The organism is Brevibacillus sp. BC25 (assembly GCF_000282075.1).
GTDB lineage: Bacteria > Bacillota > Bacilli > Brevibacillales > Brevibacillaceae > Brevibacillus.
The window spans coordinates 1-15,676 of sequence record NZ_AKIX01000066.1; the positions used below are offsets into that span (position 1 = coordinate 1).

A 15,676-nucleotide genomic window follows, 5' to 3' on the forward strand; every position below is an offset into this window, starting at 1 on the left:
TAGCCGCCATGATTTTGGTGGAGGAATGTCGGGTACGGCTGGATGAGAGTGTAGATCGATGGCTGCCGGAACTGAGTCAGCGCCAGGTGTTGCGTAGAATCGATAGTACGTTGGATGACACGGTACCAGCCAAGCGCCCAATTACGCTGCGCGATTTGCTTACCTTTCAGCTTGGGTTCGGGTACATCATGGCTCCCCCGGATATGTACCCCATTCAGCGCGCCATGGTTGAAAAGGGATTCGTCCCTGGACCGGACCTCCCTACAAAATCACCAGATGAATGGATGAAGCAATTCGAGAGCTTGCCACTGATCCACCAGCCGGGAGAATCATGGGCGTATCATATAGGATCGGATGTCTTGGGTGTACTTATTTCACGCATAACCGGACAATCGTTGGAAGCATTTCTACAGGAACGTATTTTTGAGCCGCTCGGCATGAAGGATACCGGATTTCATGTTCCGGCGGAGAAGCTGGATAGGCTGCCACCGAGCTACATGCGTGATTCCACTAATGGATGGCTGAAGGTTTACGATGATCCGAGAACGGGTCAGTGGAGCAAGCCGCCGGTTTTCCAGTCAGGTGGGGGAGGGCTTGTCTCAACCGTGGACGACTATTTGGCGTTTTGCCAGATGATGCTGGGCAAGGGACGTTACGGACGCGAGCGCATTTTGTCCCGTCCATCCGTAGAGCTGATGACAATGGATCATCTGACAGCACAACAGAAGGCTGATTTCCACGTTTTCTTCGGTGGACATAGCAGCTGGGGCTTCGGAATGGCCGTAAACATAAGGCGTTATGATCTGTGGACGGTGCCTGGGCGATTTGGCTGGGACGGTGGTTTCGGAACGTCAGCCTACACAGATCCGCAGGAAGAAATGATTGGCATTCTCTTGACCCAGCGTCTGATGGATTCACCACAACCACCTGGTGCTTTCCTTGATTTCTGGACCACTGCCTATCAAGCGATTGAAGATGAGAAAGGAAAAGGAGCCCTGCCAAGATGAACGATACGAAAACCTTGCGAGAAGTATTTAAAAAGACCACTTATCAAATCGCCGGCCACAGCAAGAGAGACCTCCATCAATTGCAGCAGGTCCTGTCCAGGGTGGATGGGAATGTGGAGGGTGATATGTACGGGTCAGGCGAACTCATCGAGAATTTTCAGCACAAGATGGCCGAATATTTGGGCAAAGAGTCTGCCGTATTTTTTCCCAGCGGTACGATGGCCCAACAAATCGCGTTACGCATCTGGTCCGATGAGAAGGGAATCAAAAAGGTCGCTTATCATCCGCTCTGTCACTTGGAGATTCACGAGGAGGATGGGCTCAAGGAGCTGCATCAGATCGAGGCTGTCTTGCTGGCGGATAAAGACAGCGTGATTGGACTGGACGATGTTCTCGGCATGGACGATGATATCGCGTGCCTGTTGCTGGAATTGCCACAGCGTGAGATTGGCGGACAGCTGCCTGCGTATGAGGATTTGGAGGCGATCTCCCGTTATTGTCGGGAAAAAGGAATTCGGCTGCATCTAGATGGTGCCCGGCTTTTGGAAATCCTGCCGTATTACCAGAAGTCAGCCGATGAGGTATGCGCATTGTTCGATAGCGTGTACGTTTCCTTTTACAAAGGAATAGGTGGAATTGCCGGAGCGATCCTGGCTGGGGATGAAGACTTCACGAAGCAATCGAAGGTATGGAAAAGACGCCATGGCGGGGACCTGATTAGTTTGTACCCGTATATTGTTACGGCAGAATACCATTTTGAGCAGAGAAAACATAAATTCAGTCAATATTTCGAGGATGCAAAAGAGCTGGCGGCACTCTACAACCAATGCCAGGGGATATCTACGAGACCGGCCGTGCCTGTATCCAACATGTTTCATGTGCACGCAGATTTGCCGAAAGAAGAGCTCGAGCGTATCATGGTCTCACTCAGTGAAGAGACAGGGATTGGCTTCACGCATTATGTCAGACAGGACGACGAATCTTCTAGCTCCTATGAGGTAAGTATTGGCGATCGGTATGCGATGATCCCGAAGGAAGAGCTGGGGTTGGCGTTCGAAAAGCTGAATCAAAAACTAGGAGAGCAGAAATCAAAAGCCGAGTAAATGAATCAATTTCAGCGGGCTGCCGTGAAAGAAGAGAAAGGAACCGATATGTTCATTATCAGACCGTACGAAAAAAGCGACTACCCTTCGATCATGGCTTACGAATTGCCGCAAGAACAAGCGATCTACACGTCTATGCCAGTCGATGTGATCGAATCATCTCAAAACAATCCTGGTTATAAGCCCTATGTAGTTTTTGACCAAGGCCATCTGATCGGTTGTTTTGCCTTATTTACACCAAACACAGGCAATCCCTACACACCAAATGACCAGGCGATTATTTTCAAATCATTTTCAATCGATTCCCGCTATCAAAAGAAGGGTTACGCCTTGCGAGTATTCCAGGGCTTGGCTGACATCGCGAGAGAGCATTACCCGGAGCGAGATGAAATCGTGTTGACGGTTCATCATACGAATACGCCGGCGATCCATCTGTATAAAAAGGCGGGGCTAGTCGATCAAGGAGGGAGATATGCGGGCGAGTATGGCGAGGAGCTGATTTTTCATCTCGATTTGACAGCATCTACATAAATGGTTGCAAGTAGTAGCTTGTATTTGCTCTCGACCGCTGTTCAGACGCTCCCGGTCGGAACAGCTTATGCTGTATGGACGGGCATTGGCTCAGCAGGAAGTAGATTCTGTTCATTACAGGGATTGTCATCAGTAGCGAAAAGCCCCTTTCTGGCAGCGTGTGCTGTAAGAATGGGGCTTTTTTGGCCAGGTTTTCACTAGTTCGCCTGTACGCCAAATCGGGTGAACAATTGCCAGATCAGCTCTCGTCTGCTGGATACTCCGGTTTTTACGAAGATGGACTTCAAATGATCCTGAACCGTATAAGCGGAGATGTGCAGTGTGCGTGCGAGCTCCTTCGTGGAAGCGCCGCGGACAATCTGGTCGAGTATTTGCTTTTCCCGTACAGACAATCCGTATGCCTCGGCGATGAGCGGCAGCATGTCAGCAGGTTTTGCGGGACCGAACAAGACAGCCAAGTGGGCCGTGCTGCTTTGGCTGTTCATGGGGCTTGCCTGAATCGTCATGTAAGGGCCATCTGGCATGCGAATGCAGACTTTTGCCAAGGATGTCGTGTGGCCTGATTCTGCTAGCTGAGAGAGTGCCCGCGAACAGACCGCTCGCACTGGTCGGGGCAAGGTATCGCGATCAATCGATTCCCATTGGCGAAGCAGGGTCAACCATTTTTCCGCTGTAGGATTGGCAGCGAGCAAGGTGAACTGATCCGACAGCATCAATATCCCCATCTCTTCTTCCATCCACGTATTCTCCTCAGCGGGTAAGGACAGACTCGTCTTTCGCAACTGATAAGCAATCAGCGGCGCCAAAGCCAAAATACATTCACGTTCTTGCTCAGAAAAAAAGGGACGCCCCTGCGAACGAAACAACGTTAAATAGCCCCAGCATGCACCGTCGTACTTGAGGGCAGCACGCATTTCATCATGAAAACCGGCGGGGAGCAGAACATTGCGATAGCGGTCACTGCGTTCAAGCTGGCCCCCGGTCGCTTGGCTCAGCGTAGCAACAGGCTCAGCCGCTTTGCACAGAGCATCATACCGGTTAAAGTCCTCGCGCAAGTATTCATACTCAAATATGCCATGATGAATGGCTTCCACCCCGTCTTCCGTAATGGCTCCGGTGGACAAAAGTGTTTGCGGATCAACAGCGGTACAGCAGGCTCCGTCAAAAGGGACGAACTCTCGCAATAGCGGCAAGAGCGCTGTCCGATAGTCTTGTGAAGAGTGAGAAAAGCGTTCAGCCAGTGCCATCACTTTTCGTTTGCTCGCTTCCCGATTTGTGCTCATCTGCATTTCTCCTGTACGTCTATTGGCAAAAGGAAAATCCCAGCTTTGTGGGATGGTGCTCTCCTTGGTACTCTCTATAATTGAGAATAATTCTTAGTCTAAATTTACAAGATACGCGAGGAGTTGGAAAGACCATATGAGCCAGCGGCAGCGCTTTTTCATGATGATCGCGATTTGTCTGGGTGCATTCTTGTCTCATTTTACAGCGGGGATTGTCAATGTCTCGCTCCCTCAGTTCACATACATTTTCCAGACGGAGCTGGCGATCGCACAATGGATTACAACGGGTTATTTGCTTGTCATCGCGTCTCTTCTTCCTTTCATGGGCAAGCTGGGAGATCGATACGGGCATCGTGTGCTGCACAATTACGGTTTCCTGCTGTTCACGGTAAGTTCTGTCTTGGTAGCATTCTCGACGACGATCACGATGCTGTTGGCGCTTCGAATCGTGCAAGCCATCGGAGCGGCTATGTTCCAGGCTACCAATATCGCGCTCATTGCGATTTTGCTCCCAAAAGAAATGCGGGGAAGGGCAATGGGGATCATGAGTACAGCTGTTGCGCTTGGCGGCATGACCGGGCCGATTGCAGGTGGGATGATCGCGTCGTGGTTGAGCTGGGAGTGGTTGTTTCTGATTCATGTTCCTGTCGCCATCTTGGCTACGGGGCTGGCTTTTCGTTACATTCCTTCTCATGAGCAGACGAAGAAGGTCAGTTCACTTGATCTCGTTGGGGCAGGTCTGTTTATGCTGCTGGTCAGCTTAATCATTATCGCGATCTCCAATGGAAACGGGTGGGGCTGGGCTTCACAAGGGATGCTCATTCTTTTTGGGGGTGTACTCGTCTTGGTATGGGCGTTTGTCTGGTGGGAGCGGAGACAGTCAGTGCCGTTTTTGCCCGTGGCGGTCTTTCGCCTATCGGCTGTGTCCAGTGGACTGTTCATTAGCTTCACTTCGTTTGTGCTCGCTAATCTCGTACTGGTTGTCCTGCCGTTCTACCTGCTTAATCAAGCGCATGAATCCCCTTTGACAGCAGGGTATATGATGACTGCTTACCCATTGCTGCTGGCGTTGACGGGGCCTTTTAGTGGCTGGGCTTCAGACCGCTATCGTGCACGCCCACTCATTTTTGCAGGTCTCGGTGCGATGGGGGTAGGGGTGACCGTCTTAGCGATCTGGCTAGAGGCATTATCCACGGTGGAAATCATTGCGGTACTGGCTTTAATAGGGGCAGGTATGGGGCTGATTGCTTCGCCCAACAACAGCTACATCATGCGCCACGTCCCGTTGGAGCATGCGGGCGCGATCGGAGGCATGATCGCCTTGACACGCAATGCAGGGATGGTGGTCGGCGCAGCGTTGGGACTGGGTATGATGAACGGTGAGTCGAGTCAAGCTGTGCAGCCGACGATCGATGCGTATCGTGCGGTTTTTGAAGCAGGGGGACTGATTTGCCTAATCGGTTTGTTTGTCTGGTGGTATGCGGGACGTCTGGAGCGGCAGAAAAAGAGAGGCGCAGAGGTGGAGAAGGCATGAGCAAGGATCGAATTGTGGTAGTCGGAGGGTACGGTCATGTAGGGGCAACCATATGCAAGAATTTGGGTGAAGCATATCCGGGACGGGTGTATGCAGCCGGACGCAGCTTGGAGAAGGCTGAAGCATTTTGCCGAGAAGCAAATGGGAAGGTGCTGCCGTTGCAACTCGATATTCACAAGCCGTTAGACGAAAGCATGCTGGAAAAAGTAAAGCTGGTGGTCATGTGTCTGGATCAGCGGGATACGGTTTTTGTGGAAGGGTGTGTGCGGAATGGAACGCATTATCTCGATATTTCGGCGAATGGCCATTTTTTGACGCAAATCGAACAATGGGGGAGCCAAACTGAAACGAAGAACATGGGAACCGCCGTGCTCAGTGTAGGACTGGCGCCAGGGCTGACCAACCTGCTCGCAGGGGAAGCTCATTGCTTGCTGGATCAGGTGAATGAGCTGGACATATTCATTATGCTTGGGCTCGGTGATCGGCATGGGAAGGCCGCGATTGAATGGACTGTCGATAACTTGTGCACGAGCTACGAGGTGATGAACAAGCATCAGCGTGTAACCGTAGAGAGCATGACAGACGGCAAGCTTGTTGATTTTGGACCGGAGCTGGGGAAAAAGCGCGCGTATCGATTTCCGTTTTCCGATCAACAGTCATTGGCACGCACCTTGGATGTCCCTACAGTATCTACCCGACTTTGTTTTGATCTGGATGGGATGACGAGAGTGGTGGCGGCCCTTCGGAGTATTGGAATTTGCCGATTACTCCATCAACCAAAAGTACGGGAAGCTACGATTGAAGCGTTTGGGCGTTGGAAAATGGGGGATGATCGGTTTGCCATCAAGGTAGAAGCACAGGGAAAACGGGGAACGAACGAGGCGACAGTAGAGTGTCTGCTGTACGGGCGCGATCAGTCCAACATGACCGCTATGGTGGCGGCTGCCGTAGCAAAATCGCTGTATGAAGAGGCGTTTCCTCCAGGAGTTCACCACATGGAGCAACTGTTTTCATTAGAAAAAATGAGATTTTGGCTGGAGCAGGAAGCATCACTGACCGTATTTGTCAGGGAAGCTTTTCTATGATAGAGCTATCGACGAACCAAAGAGGGGGCTTTATCATGACACACTATGCCAAAAACATGTACGACTTTCACGCGTGGGCGAATCAAACGTTAATCAATCGCTTGAAGGAACTTCCGGAAGGTGTTTACGAGCAGGAGGTCCAAAGCGTTTTCCCGACAGTGGCAAAAGTGTTGGAGCATATTTATATGGTGGACCAAAGCTGGCTTCTCATATTGCAGGGGATGGATATGCAAGCTGCCATGGATGAGACATGGCAGCAAGAGAAGAAAATTACGGGAAAAAGCTTGGAGGAAGTAGAGCAGTTGTATGCCGAGATGGTCGAGCAATTCAGAGCTTTTCTCAGCCAAGAAGAAGATTTGGAGCGGCGCATTGTCCTCGATAATCCGTACACGAGAGTACGCGATACGAGCTTGGCAGAAATCATCATGCAAGTGGTCAATCACGGAACGTATCATCGTGGAAACATAACGGCGATGCTGCGCCAAATGGGGTATCCTTCTGTTATGACCGAGTATGCTCTTTACTGGTACACCAACTGACAAGAGCCTTGGGCTGGAAGAGATTTCATTCTTCTGGCCTTAGGCTGTTGACAAGGGAGAATTTTAGTCCTATAATTATCTTAAATTCAAGATATTCATTTTTGTAACATCGTCATCCTACTTCCCCAGGCAGGAACATTTTTAAACGCAATTATCTTTAATTTAAGATATTCAAAAATGATTGAGATAGAAAAAATCGAGGAGGAAGTCCCATGAGTGAATTCACTACCCTTGTAAAAAACAGAAGATCCGCAAACAAGTTTCTCATGGACGTAACGATAACCCCTGCTGAGATCGATGAAATCATGTCGCTGGTCAAATTCGCCCCATCTGCATTCAATTTGCAGCATGCCCATTATGTAGTTGTCACCGATCCAGAAGCAAAGGAGCGTGTATATGAAGCGGCATATAGACAATATAAGGTGAAAACAGCTTCGGCAGTTGTGCTTGTATTTGGAGACAAGGAAGCGTACCAAAGCGTAGAGCGCATTAATGAAGGTCTTCTTCAATTAGGAATCATGGATCAACGCGAGTACGACCACAACAATTCTTCTGTCAGAGCAATGTACGAGGGTGGAGGAGAGCAATTCAAGCGTGATGAAGCGCTCCGCAATGCTAATTTGTCCGCAATGCTGTTCATGCTCGCTGCAAAGGATAAAGGCTGGGATACGTGCCCGATGATCGGATTCGATCCAGTAGCTGTCCAAGAGATAGCAAAGGTTCCGGACAGCTTTGTGCCAGCTCTGATGATCACGATTGGAAAAGAAGATACATCCAGCCAGCGTGTCAGAGGGTACCGCAAGCCCGTTGGAGAGTTCGTGAGCTACAACACATTCCAAGCAAGTAAATAATAATTAGAGGAGGCTATTCAAAATGACACAGCAAACAGCAGGAATTCACCATATCACGGCTTTTGTTACAAGCGCCCAAAATAACGTTGATTTTTATGCAGGGTTTCTCGGATTGCGCATGGTGAAAAAAACGATCAACTTCGATGCGCCAGATGTGTATCACCTGTACTTCGGGAATGAGGTCGGCAGTCCAGGTACCGCGATCACCTTTTTCCCATGGGAATCTGGTCGCCGTGGACGCGTGGGCGGTGGGCAGGTGGGCTATACCACTTTCTTGATTCCAGTGGGGGCGTTTTCCTTCTGGGAGGATCGACTGAAAAAATTCGGAATCGAGTACCGCCGCGTGGAGCGTTTTAATGAAACGTATCTGCAATTTACAGACAGAGACGGCTTACAGCTGGAGATCGTGGAACGCGAAGGCGGTCCAGCGAGCAAATGGTCCTTTGGTGGAGTGCCAGCTGACAAGGCAATCAAAGGCTTCGGCGGAGCGATCTTGTACAGTATGGCTCCAGCCCACACCATGGATGTTCTCGAGAGACTGATGGGACTGACTAGAGTTGGCGAAGAAAACGGCCTTGTCCGGTTCCAGGCTAACGGCGATTTGGGCAATATCATTGACGTAAATGCCGAGCCAATAGAAAGAGGCGCAGGTGGTGCAGGTACGATCCACCATATCGCATGGCGTGCCATAGATGATCAAGATCACCAAATGTGGCAGCAGCGCGCGGCTCAATCCGGTCTCCATCCAACAGATATTATTGACCGTCAATATTTCAACGCCATCTACTTCCGCGAGCCGGGCGAGATTTTGTTTGAAATTGCGACCGATCCTCCGGGTTTTGAGCGAGATGAGCCATTTGACACATTGGGTGAAAAACTGATGCTCCCCGAGTGGTATGAGCCACGTCGTGCCCAGATTGAGCAAGGCCTGCCGCCGATTACAGTCAGAGTGTTGGAGGAAGATAAATAATGAATTTGAAGCACATTTTTCGAAAAGGAACCGACTCAGAAGCACCAACACTGTTGCTGCTACATGGAACAGGTGGAGATGAAAACGACCTCTTGCCACTGGCCAATCGCATTTATCCAGGTGCTTCTGTTCTGAGCGTCCGTGGGAATGTTCTCGAAAATGGCATGCCGCGATTCTTCCGACGCCTAGCAGAGGGTGTTTTTGACGAAGAGGATTTGGTCAACCGCACGCAGGAGCTGCATGAGTTTTTGGATCAGGCCGCGGATACGTATCAGATCGAGCGAGACAATATCGTGGCAGTCGGCTATTCGAACGGGGCGAATATCGCAGGTAGTCTCCTGTTCCATTACCCGAATCCGCTAAAAGGGGCGATTCTTTACCACCCAATGGTTCCACGCCGCGGGATCGCTCTGCCTGATATGTCAGCCATTCCGGTGTTCATCGGAGCGGGCACGAATGATCCGATTTGTACTGCACAAGAGACAGAGGAGCTGAACCGACTACTGACAGAAGCAGGCGCTGACGTGACTGTGCATTGGGATTCTTATGGTCATCAGCTGACGGTGAAGGAAGTAGAGGCTTCGGCCGCGTGGTTTACAGAGATGTTTTGCAAGTAATCGATGAGTAACAAGAGCGGCGGGCTTAGGTGTCTGCCGCTTTTTTGTGTGCGCAAACGGCTGTTTTTCCGGGAAAAGAGCATGCTTCCCGCAGATTTAATCAGATGTGTAAGAGTCTTCAAGAGCCAGCAGGATTCGTTCATCTCTTGTTCATATTGCTTCTTTACGATTGATCCACGTAGATAGGCGCAAACCAGTGACGATTTGCAGAATGGTATTCAAGTGAGTATCATTCAAAATAATGAAGCAGGAGTACCAGAGGGCGGAGTAACAAGGGGGGCCAGCTTGATGAAACTGACGATTCTGATTGCAGATGATGATCCACATGTACGTGAGCTATTGCGATTTTACTTGGCAAAAGAGGGATACCACGTCTTGGCTTGTGTGGATGGAAATGAGGCTTCGCAGCTATTGGAACAGGAATCTGTCCAGCTCGCCATTGTGGATGTGATGATGCCAGGCAAAAACGGCTGGGAGCTGTGCCGGGAGATACGGGAATTTTACGACCTCCCTGTCATCATGCTAACGGCAAAGGGAGAGGTGCGGGATAAAGAAAAAGGCTTTTTGGCGGGGACGGATGATTATTTGACCAAGCCATTTGAGCCTACCGAATTGCTGTACCGCATCAAGGCCTTGCTGCGTCGCTATCAGATGGTCAACAAACAAATCATCGTCATGAACGATACCGTCATCGATCGTATCAGCCATGTCGTGAAGGTAAGAGATGAGTTGATTCATTTACCGTTAAAGGAATTTGAACTGCTTGCCCAGCTTGCCAGTTTTCCTGATCGGATCTTTACCCGGGATCAACTGTTGGAGCTCGTGTGGGGCGGCGACACCGAGAGCGATAGTCGTACCATCGATGTGCATATTAAGCGGCTGCGAGAGAAATTTACGGAGAAAACAAATGACTTTGTCATTTCTACCGTTCGCGGCTTAGGCTACAAGCTGGAGGTACGAGGCACGTGAAATCTCTCTACGTCCGGGTAGTTCTTACCTTCGTCGCAATTGTACTGATCAGCGGCACACTTGGATTTTTGTTGGCAAATGAGTATTATCAACGAAATCTGCGCGCTTATAATGAACAAAAAATCACGAGCATCGGACAGCAGATGATCGATTTGTACGAACATAAATCGTCGCTCGACCTGCCCTCCTACATGACCCATGTCGCCAATTTGAATTTTCAGCTGCATCTCGTGGATGAGAATGGCGCAGTAAGCCAATTCGGAGCACCTTTTCGCGATCAGCAGATAGAGCCTGCTATTGTTCAAAAAGTGTTGGCGGGTGAGACCTACAGAGGGATCACAGAAGAAGAGCACGGCTTGTTTGTGACCGGATTTTTTGAGAATACATTGAAAAATAGCATTGGCTTGCCGCTTACAGCAGAAGGGAAAAAATACGCCCTGTTTGTACGCCCAAATATTGAGCAGCAATTTGGCGAGGTGCATATTATGTTTGCCTTGCTACTGGCAGCGATGTTTGTACTTAGCTTGATCCTGATCCTGATATTTACCCGTTATTTGGTGAAGCCGATCGAGAAGCTGAGCCATGCGACCAAAAAGCTGGCAGAAGGCCAGTACGACATTCACCTGGACATCGCTCGCCGGGACGAAATCGGCGATTTGGCCATGCATTTTGCCAGGATGACAGAGTCACTCAAACAACTGGACGAGATGCGCCAAGAGTTTGTCTCCAATGTCTCTCATGAAATCCAGTCTCCATTGACATCGATCCAAGGCTTTTCTCAAGCCATCCGGAGCGGTGGTGTGACAAACGAACAGCGGGAGACGTACTTGACTATCATCGAAGAGGAGAGCAGGCGGCTGTCTTCCTTGAGCAAGCAGCTGTTGACGCTCGCTTCCCTGGACAAAGAGACAGGTCTGTACGAACCGACACGTTTCCGACTGGATGAGCAGATCAGGCAAGTCGTCTTAGTTTTGCAGCATCAGTGGCAACAAAAAAAGCTCGCGATGGAGCTGACTTTACCGGAGACCTTCATCGTGGGTGACAAGCAGCTGCTCAATCAAGTATGGATGAACCTGCTTGCCAATAGTATCAAATTCACCCCAATGGAGGGCTCTATTTACATTGCGATACAGAAGGATACGCGAATTGTCGTGACCATTCGGGATACGGGGATTGGCATGTCAGAAGAAGAGCAGGAGCATGTCTTTGACCGTTTTTACAAAGGAGACAAGTCACGCAATCGAGAAGCGACGGGAAGCGGTCTCGGTCTTTCTATCGTGCAAAAAATTTTGCAGGTTGCAAAAGGCAGCATACATATTCAAAGCCGGATAGGCGAAGGGACAACCGCTACGGTCAGCCTATCGACGGGTGAGCATCCTACTGCGAGAACGACAAACGAATCAGAACGAAGCGAAGCAAGGGAGTGATTTCCATGAATATCGGCATGCGTATACTGGCCGCAGTCATATCCCCTTTTATTACTGGTCTGTATGCTGCGTTGATCATCTATAACTATCGTGATCCGAGCGCGCCATACGGGTTCGGACAAGAGTATTTGCTGGGTGTACTTATCAGTATGGCATTGAACCTGATTGTCTTCGTATGGCTGTCGGTATTCGTGGACTGGCTAGTGAGTCGATCACACTTGTTCGGGTGGAAAAAATACGTTGTGCGTTTCGGTGGATATGCTGTCATCGGCTATGTGCCTGTGTTTTTTCAATGGCTAATGAGTGTTGATCCGCATGCTGCATTGTTTTATCCGCAGGCAACGGTTTTTGTGTTCGCCAGTATATGTTACTTCCTTATATTTGTGGGAATAGAGGCGATCAGGCAGCGTTTTACCCGGAAAACGAGTGTAAATCGCCATGGTTAATCAAATGTTTAAAATGCGGGAGTAACAAAAAAGCCCGAGCATTAGGTAGCTCGGACAATCGTTTTCTGTTCTTTGGCGTGTTCAATCCCCGCAGATATGAGATGGCGTACATGGTCATCATCCAACGAGTAAAAAACGAGCTTTCCTTCTTTTCGATACTTAGCTAGTCCCATGTTGCGAAGAAGCCGCAGATGGTGGGAGGTGTTAGCGATCGAGCTTCCGATGATAGCAGCCACATCACAGACACAGAGCTCGTCTTCCATCGAGAGGATGTGTATGATTTTGGCGCGGGTGTCATCGGCCAACGCCTTGAAGATTTTTGCTACCCCTTCTGATTCTGTGGCGAGCGGCTTTAACCGATTTACTTTTTCCTCATCAAAACATTGGATTTCACAGATGTCATCCACTGTATCCATCACCTCATGCTCTACAATGTCCTACTATTATAGACATTCGCGGAGAAAGTGAAAAGGAAAAACGACATTTTCATGGCAGTGTAGTGTCCTTCTCTGTTTTCGTGTAAGATGTACATGATCCAAGAAATGGGGAGAGAATACCATGAGTGCGCCACCAAAGTGCCCGAAGTGCCGTTCTGCAAAGATCGATTTTACGGATTCGATCAATAAGCCATTATACATAACCATTTATGTAGCGGTTTTGGCAGTGCTTGCCTTGATCGGCATTTCGGTGAAAGGGACTCCTGTCATCTTTTTGTTCCTCGGACTATCAGGGGCCTTTATCCTGTTTGCCGTTCGTCTTGCCTTAGAAAAGCGTAAAGTAATCAAGTGCAAATGTCTGGACTGTGGGGAGCGTTGGCAGACCACCCCAGCACCAGTAGAAGCCCGTACCAAGTAACAAGACTCCTAGTAATAGGGGTCTTTTTCTTATTCTCGATTTGTAAAAAAATGGGCGAAATATTCAAATCAATCCTTGAACGAACCAGAAGGATGCGATAATATAATAATTAAATATTTGTTTGAATGTTTGTGGATTGATTTCATTCGAAGCTGGGCAAAATAGATGCTTGGAAAAAGGTGAAAACAGATGGCAGAAGAACGAAAAAAAGATGAGTGTTGCAGTGGGCATCAATGCGGAAGTGAGCATAAGCATGCTGGTAAAATTCTCACGGTTCTCGAGCCTGCGGCTGCGGCAACAGCAACAGAAAGCGCAGGCATTCTTTCTTCACAGGCTGTTGTCTATCGCGTTACAGGTATGGATTGCAGTTCGTGCGCCAAATCGCTGGAAAAGCATATGCAGACGTTGCCTGCCGTAAAAGAGGTAAACGTGAACTTTTCCACGGGTAAAATGCAGCTCGTCGCGGATGGGCTGGGAGAAGACACGGTGGTCAAGGAAGTTGCCAAGGCTGGCTACAGTGCCATGCTGCTTACGAGACGCACGGCCAAAGCAGTACCGAAAACGGATCAAGCAGGGACGGTACTGACGACGATTTCCGGTGTGCTGTTGGCTCTCGGTTTTTTAGGTTCCTTATCGCCTAGCATCTCTCCGCTGGTCGTTACTGTACTCTATGCGTTGTCGATCATAAGTGGCGGCTACCGACCTGCGCGCAGTGCTTTTTACGCGATGAAAAGCGGTTCACTGGATATGAACGTATTGATGTCTGTTGCGGCTGTTGGAGCAGCATTAATCGGTGAGTGGCTGGAAGGCGCGACAGTCGTCTGGCTCTTTTCCATCGGAAACTTGCTACAGACCAAGTCGATTGAAAAAACGCGCGACTCCATACGCAATCTGATGGATTTGGCTCCGCCCGAGGCATGGGTCAAGGTGGGGGAGTCTCTTACCCGTAAGCCAGTTGAGGACATCGCTGTCGGCCAAGTTATCGTAGTGAAGCCGGGAGAGAAAATCCCGCTGGATGGTGTCATCGTACATGGGACATCGAGCGTCAATCAGGCCCCGATAACAGGTGAATCGATTCCCGTAGATAAGCTGGTCGGCGACAGTGTTTTTGCAGGGAGTGTCAACGAAAGCGGCGCGGTGGAGATCAAGGTAACAAAGCTGGTGGAGGATACGGCGATTGCCAGAATCATTCATCTCGTGGAGGAAGCCCAGGAGAAAAAAGCGCCTACTCAGGCGTTCGTCGACAAATTTGCTGCGATCTACACGCCAATCGTGCTCGTGCTTGCTTTGTTCGTGATCGTATTCCCGCCATTACTTGGACTCGGTACTTGGGGAGAATGGTTTTACAGAGGGCTTGAGCTGCTGGTTGTTGCTTGCCCGTGCGCACTGGTCATTTCCACGCCAGTTGCGATTGTGTCCGCGATTGGAAATGCCGCGAGAAACGGTGTCCTGATCAAGGGCGGCACGTTTTTGGAAAAGGCAGGAGCGATTACCGCAATTGCCTTCGATAAAACGGGCACATTGACGGAAGGGAAACCACAGGTTGCTGTGGTTATCGAGATGGCGGGAAGCGAAGCTGAAGTAGTGTCGATCGCCAGAACGATTGAAGAGCGTTCTTCCCATCCGATTGCACAAGCGATTCTCACCTATGCGAAACAAAAGCAGGTCGCTTCTCAGAGTGGGCAAGATTTCAAGGCGATCGTCGGAAAAGGGGCGAGCGCTGTCATCGGAACCGAAACATTTTATGCAGGGAAGCCCGCGTTGTTTCAAGAGCTGGGAGTCGATCTGTCCGCATGGCAAACGAAAATCGAGTCGTTGCAGAGTGAAGGACATACGCTGGTGGTTATCGGTACCGCAACGAAATTGATCGGGATGATTGCTGTTGCCGATACCATTCGTGAGATTACGGTTAGTGCCATTGGCAAACTCAAGGCCGCAGGTATCGAAGACATCGTGATGCTGACTGGTGACAATGAGGGTACGGCGAAAAAGGTAGCGAGTCAGACCGGCGTCAACCGTTATTTTGCAGAGCTACTGCCACAAGATAAGGTAGAAGCAGTCAAGCGACTACAGCAAGAAGGCAAGGTCGTCGCCATGGTGGGTGACGGGATCAACGATGCGCCTGCTCTCGCATCAGCTGACTTGGGGATTGCCATGGGTGGAGCAGGAACCGATACGGCAATGGAAACTGCGGATATCGTATTGATGGCTGACAATCTCGAAAAGCTGCCGCACACGATGAAGGTCAGCAGAAAAGCACTCACAATTATCAAGCAAAACATCTGGTTTTCGATTATCGTAAAGCTGGTCGCACTCGTGCTGATCTTCCCAGGCTATCTAACCTTGTGGCTGGCGGTGCTCAGTGACACAGGAGCCGCATTGCTGGTCATCTTAAACAGCATGAGACTCTTGCGAATGAAGGACTAAATAAAAAAGGGAGATGAGCTGTCGAAGCTCTC

At 49.8% G+C, this 15,676-nt stretch carries 17 protein-coding genes; 15 read left to right on the forward strand and 2 right to left on the reverse strand.

All coding sequences use genetic code 11. The features are described 5' to 3' along the window. The 4 genes from PMI05_RS18465 to PMI05_RS31820 form a co-directional block, all read left to right on the forward strand. Positions 1-1,007: serine hydrolase (locus PMI05_RS18465; RefSeq protein WP_007724851.1), on the forward strand; the 1,007-nt coding region annotated here is incomplete at its 5' end. Beyond that, positions 1,004-2,110, forward strand: coding sequence for a low specificity L-threonine aldolase (locus tag PMI05_RS18470; protein WP_007724853.1), 1,107 nt, complete (start codon positions 1,004-1,006; stop codon positions 2,108-2,110). The genes PMI05_RS18465 and PMI05_RS18470, both read left to right, overlap by 4 nt. Then, the gene (locus PMI05_RS18475; RefSeq protein ID WP_007724854.1) at positions 2,111-2,641 is read left to right on the forward strand and encodes a GNAT family N-acetyltransferase; all 531 of its coding nucleotides are present in this window, start codon (positions 2,111-2,113) and stop codon (positions 2,639-2,641) included. It abuts the gene before it with no gap. Further along, the gene (locus PMI05_RS31820; RefSeq protein WP_081496840.1) at positions 2,642-2,842 is read left to right on the forward strand and encodes an SMR family transporter; all 201 of its coding nucleotides are present in this window, start codon (positions 2,642-2,644) and stop codon (positions 2,840-2,842) included. Here PMI05_RS31820 and PMI05_RS18480 read toward each other — a convergent pair. After that, positions 2,839-3,924, reverse strand: coding sequence for a helix-turn-helix transcriptional regulator (locus PMI05_RS18480; protein WP_007724857.1), 1,086 nt, complete (start codon positions 3,922-3,924; stop codon positions 2,839-2,841). The two genes, PMI05_RS31820 and PMI05_RS18480, sit on opposite strands and share 4 nt — an antisense overlap. A 136-nt stretch (positions 3,925-4,060) precedes the next feature. Here PMI05_RS18480 and PMI05_RS18485 point away from each other — a divergent pair, with 136 nt between their 5' ends. From PMI05_RS18485 to PMI05_RS18525, 9 genes are all read left to right on the forward strand, one after another. Beyond that, positions 4,061-5,458 carry an MFS transporter gene (locus PMI05_RS18485; protein ID WP_007724859.1) on the forward strand — a complete coding sequence of 466 codons (1,398 nt, stop codon included), beginning with the start codon at positions 4,061-4,063 and terminating at the stop codon, positions 5,456-5,458. Beyond that, positions 5,455-6,543: a saccharopine dehydrogenase family protein gene (locus PMI05_RS18490; RefSeq protein WP_007724869.1), complete on the forward strand. Its 1,089-nt coding sequence runs from the start codon at positions 5,455-5,457 to the stop codon at positions 6,541-6,543. The genes PMI05_RS18485 and PMI05_RS18490 overlap by 4 nt, the downstream gene beginning before the upstream one ends. A 35-nt stretch (positions 6,544-6,578) precedes the next feature. Continuing rightward, a complete protein-coding gene (locus PMI05_RS18495; RefSeq protein ID WP_007724871.1) occupies positions 6,579-7,082 on the forward strand; it encodes a DinB family protein in 504 nt (167 codons plus the stop codon). A 212-nt stretch (positions 7,083-7,294) separates the two neighbouring features. Further along, a complete protein-coding gene (locus PMI05_RS18500) occupies positions 7,295-7,933 on the forward strand; it encodes a nitroreductase family protein (RefSeq protein WP_007724874.1) in 639 nt (212 codons plus the stop codon). A gap of 22 nt (positions 7,934-7,955) precedes the next feature. Beyond that, positions 7,956-8,903 (forward strand): ring-cleaving dioxygenase, encoded by a 948-nt coding sequence (locus PMI05_RS18505; RefSeq protein ID WP_007724877.1) that lies wholly within the window; start codon positions 7,956-7,958, stop codon positions 8,901-8,903. After that, positions 8,903-9,520 (forward strand): alpha/beta hydrolase, encoded by a 618-nt coding sequence (locus tag PMI05_RS18510; protein WP_007724879.1) that lies wholly within the window; start codon positions 8,903-8,905, stop codon positions 9,518-9,520. Before PMI05_RS18505 ends, PMI05_RS18510 begins: the two co-directional genes overlap by 1 nt. Before the next feature lie 288 nt (positions 9,521-9,808). Then, complete coding sequence (locus PMI05_RS18515) at positions 9,809-10,489, forward strand: response regulator transcription factor (RefSeq protein WP_007724881.1); 681 nt, start codon at positions 9,809-9,811, stop codon at positions 10,487-10,489. Further along, positions 10,486-11,916, forward strand: a complete 1,431-nt coding sequence (locus PMI05_RS18520) for a cell wall metabolism sensor histidine kinase WalK (protein WP_007724884.1) — start codon at positions 10,486-10,488, stop codon at positions 11,914-11,916. Before PMI05_RS18515 ends, PMI05_RS18520 begins: the two co-directional genes overlap by 4 nt. Before the next feature lie 5 nt (positions 11,917-11,921). Further along, entirely contained in the window at positions 11,922-12,362 is a 441-nt protein-coding gene (locus PMI05_RS18525) for a hypothetical protein (RefSeq protein WP_007724886.1), read from the forward strand. A gap of 41 nt (positions 12,363-12,403) precedes the next feature. Here the strand turns inward: PMI05_RS18525 and PMI05_RS18530 are convergent, their stop codons facing one another. Beyond that, complete coding sequence (locus PMI05_RS18530; protein WP_007724888.1) at positions 12,404-12,778, reverse strand: metalloregulator ArsR/SmtB family transcription factor; 375 nt, start codon at positions 12,776-12,778, stop codon at positions 12,404-12,406. 142 nt (positions 12,779-12,920) lie between these two features. On the opposite strand from PMI05_RS18530, the gene PMI05_RS18535 reads away from it, so the two are divergent. Together PMI05_RS18535 and PMI05_RS18540 are read left to right on the forward strand one after the other, a co-directional pair. Then, positions 12,921-13,217: a hypothetical protein gene (locus PMI05_RS18535; RefSeq protein ID WP_007724891.1), complete on the forward strand. Its 297-nt coding sequence runs from the start codon at positions 12,921-12,923 to the stop codon at positions 13,215-13,217. A gap of 189 nt (positions 13,218-13,406) precedes the next feature. Further along, the gene (locus tag PMI05_RS18540) at positions 13,407-15,644 is read left to right on the forward strand and encodes a cation-translocating P-type ATPase (RefSeq protein ID WP_007724895.1); all 2,238 of its coding nucleotides are present in this window, start codon (positions 13,407-13,409) and stop codon (positions 15,642-15,644) included. Positions 15,645-15,676 lie beyond the last annotated feature (32 nt).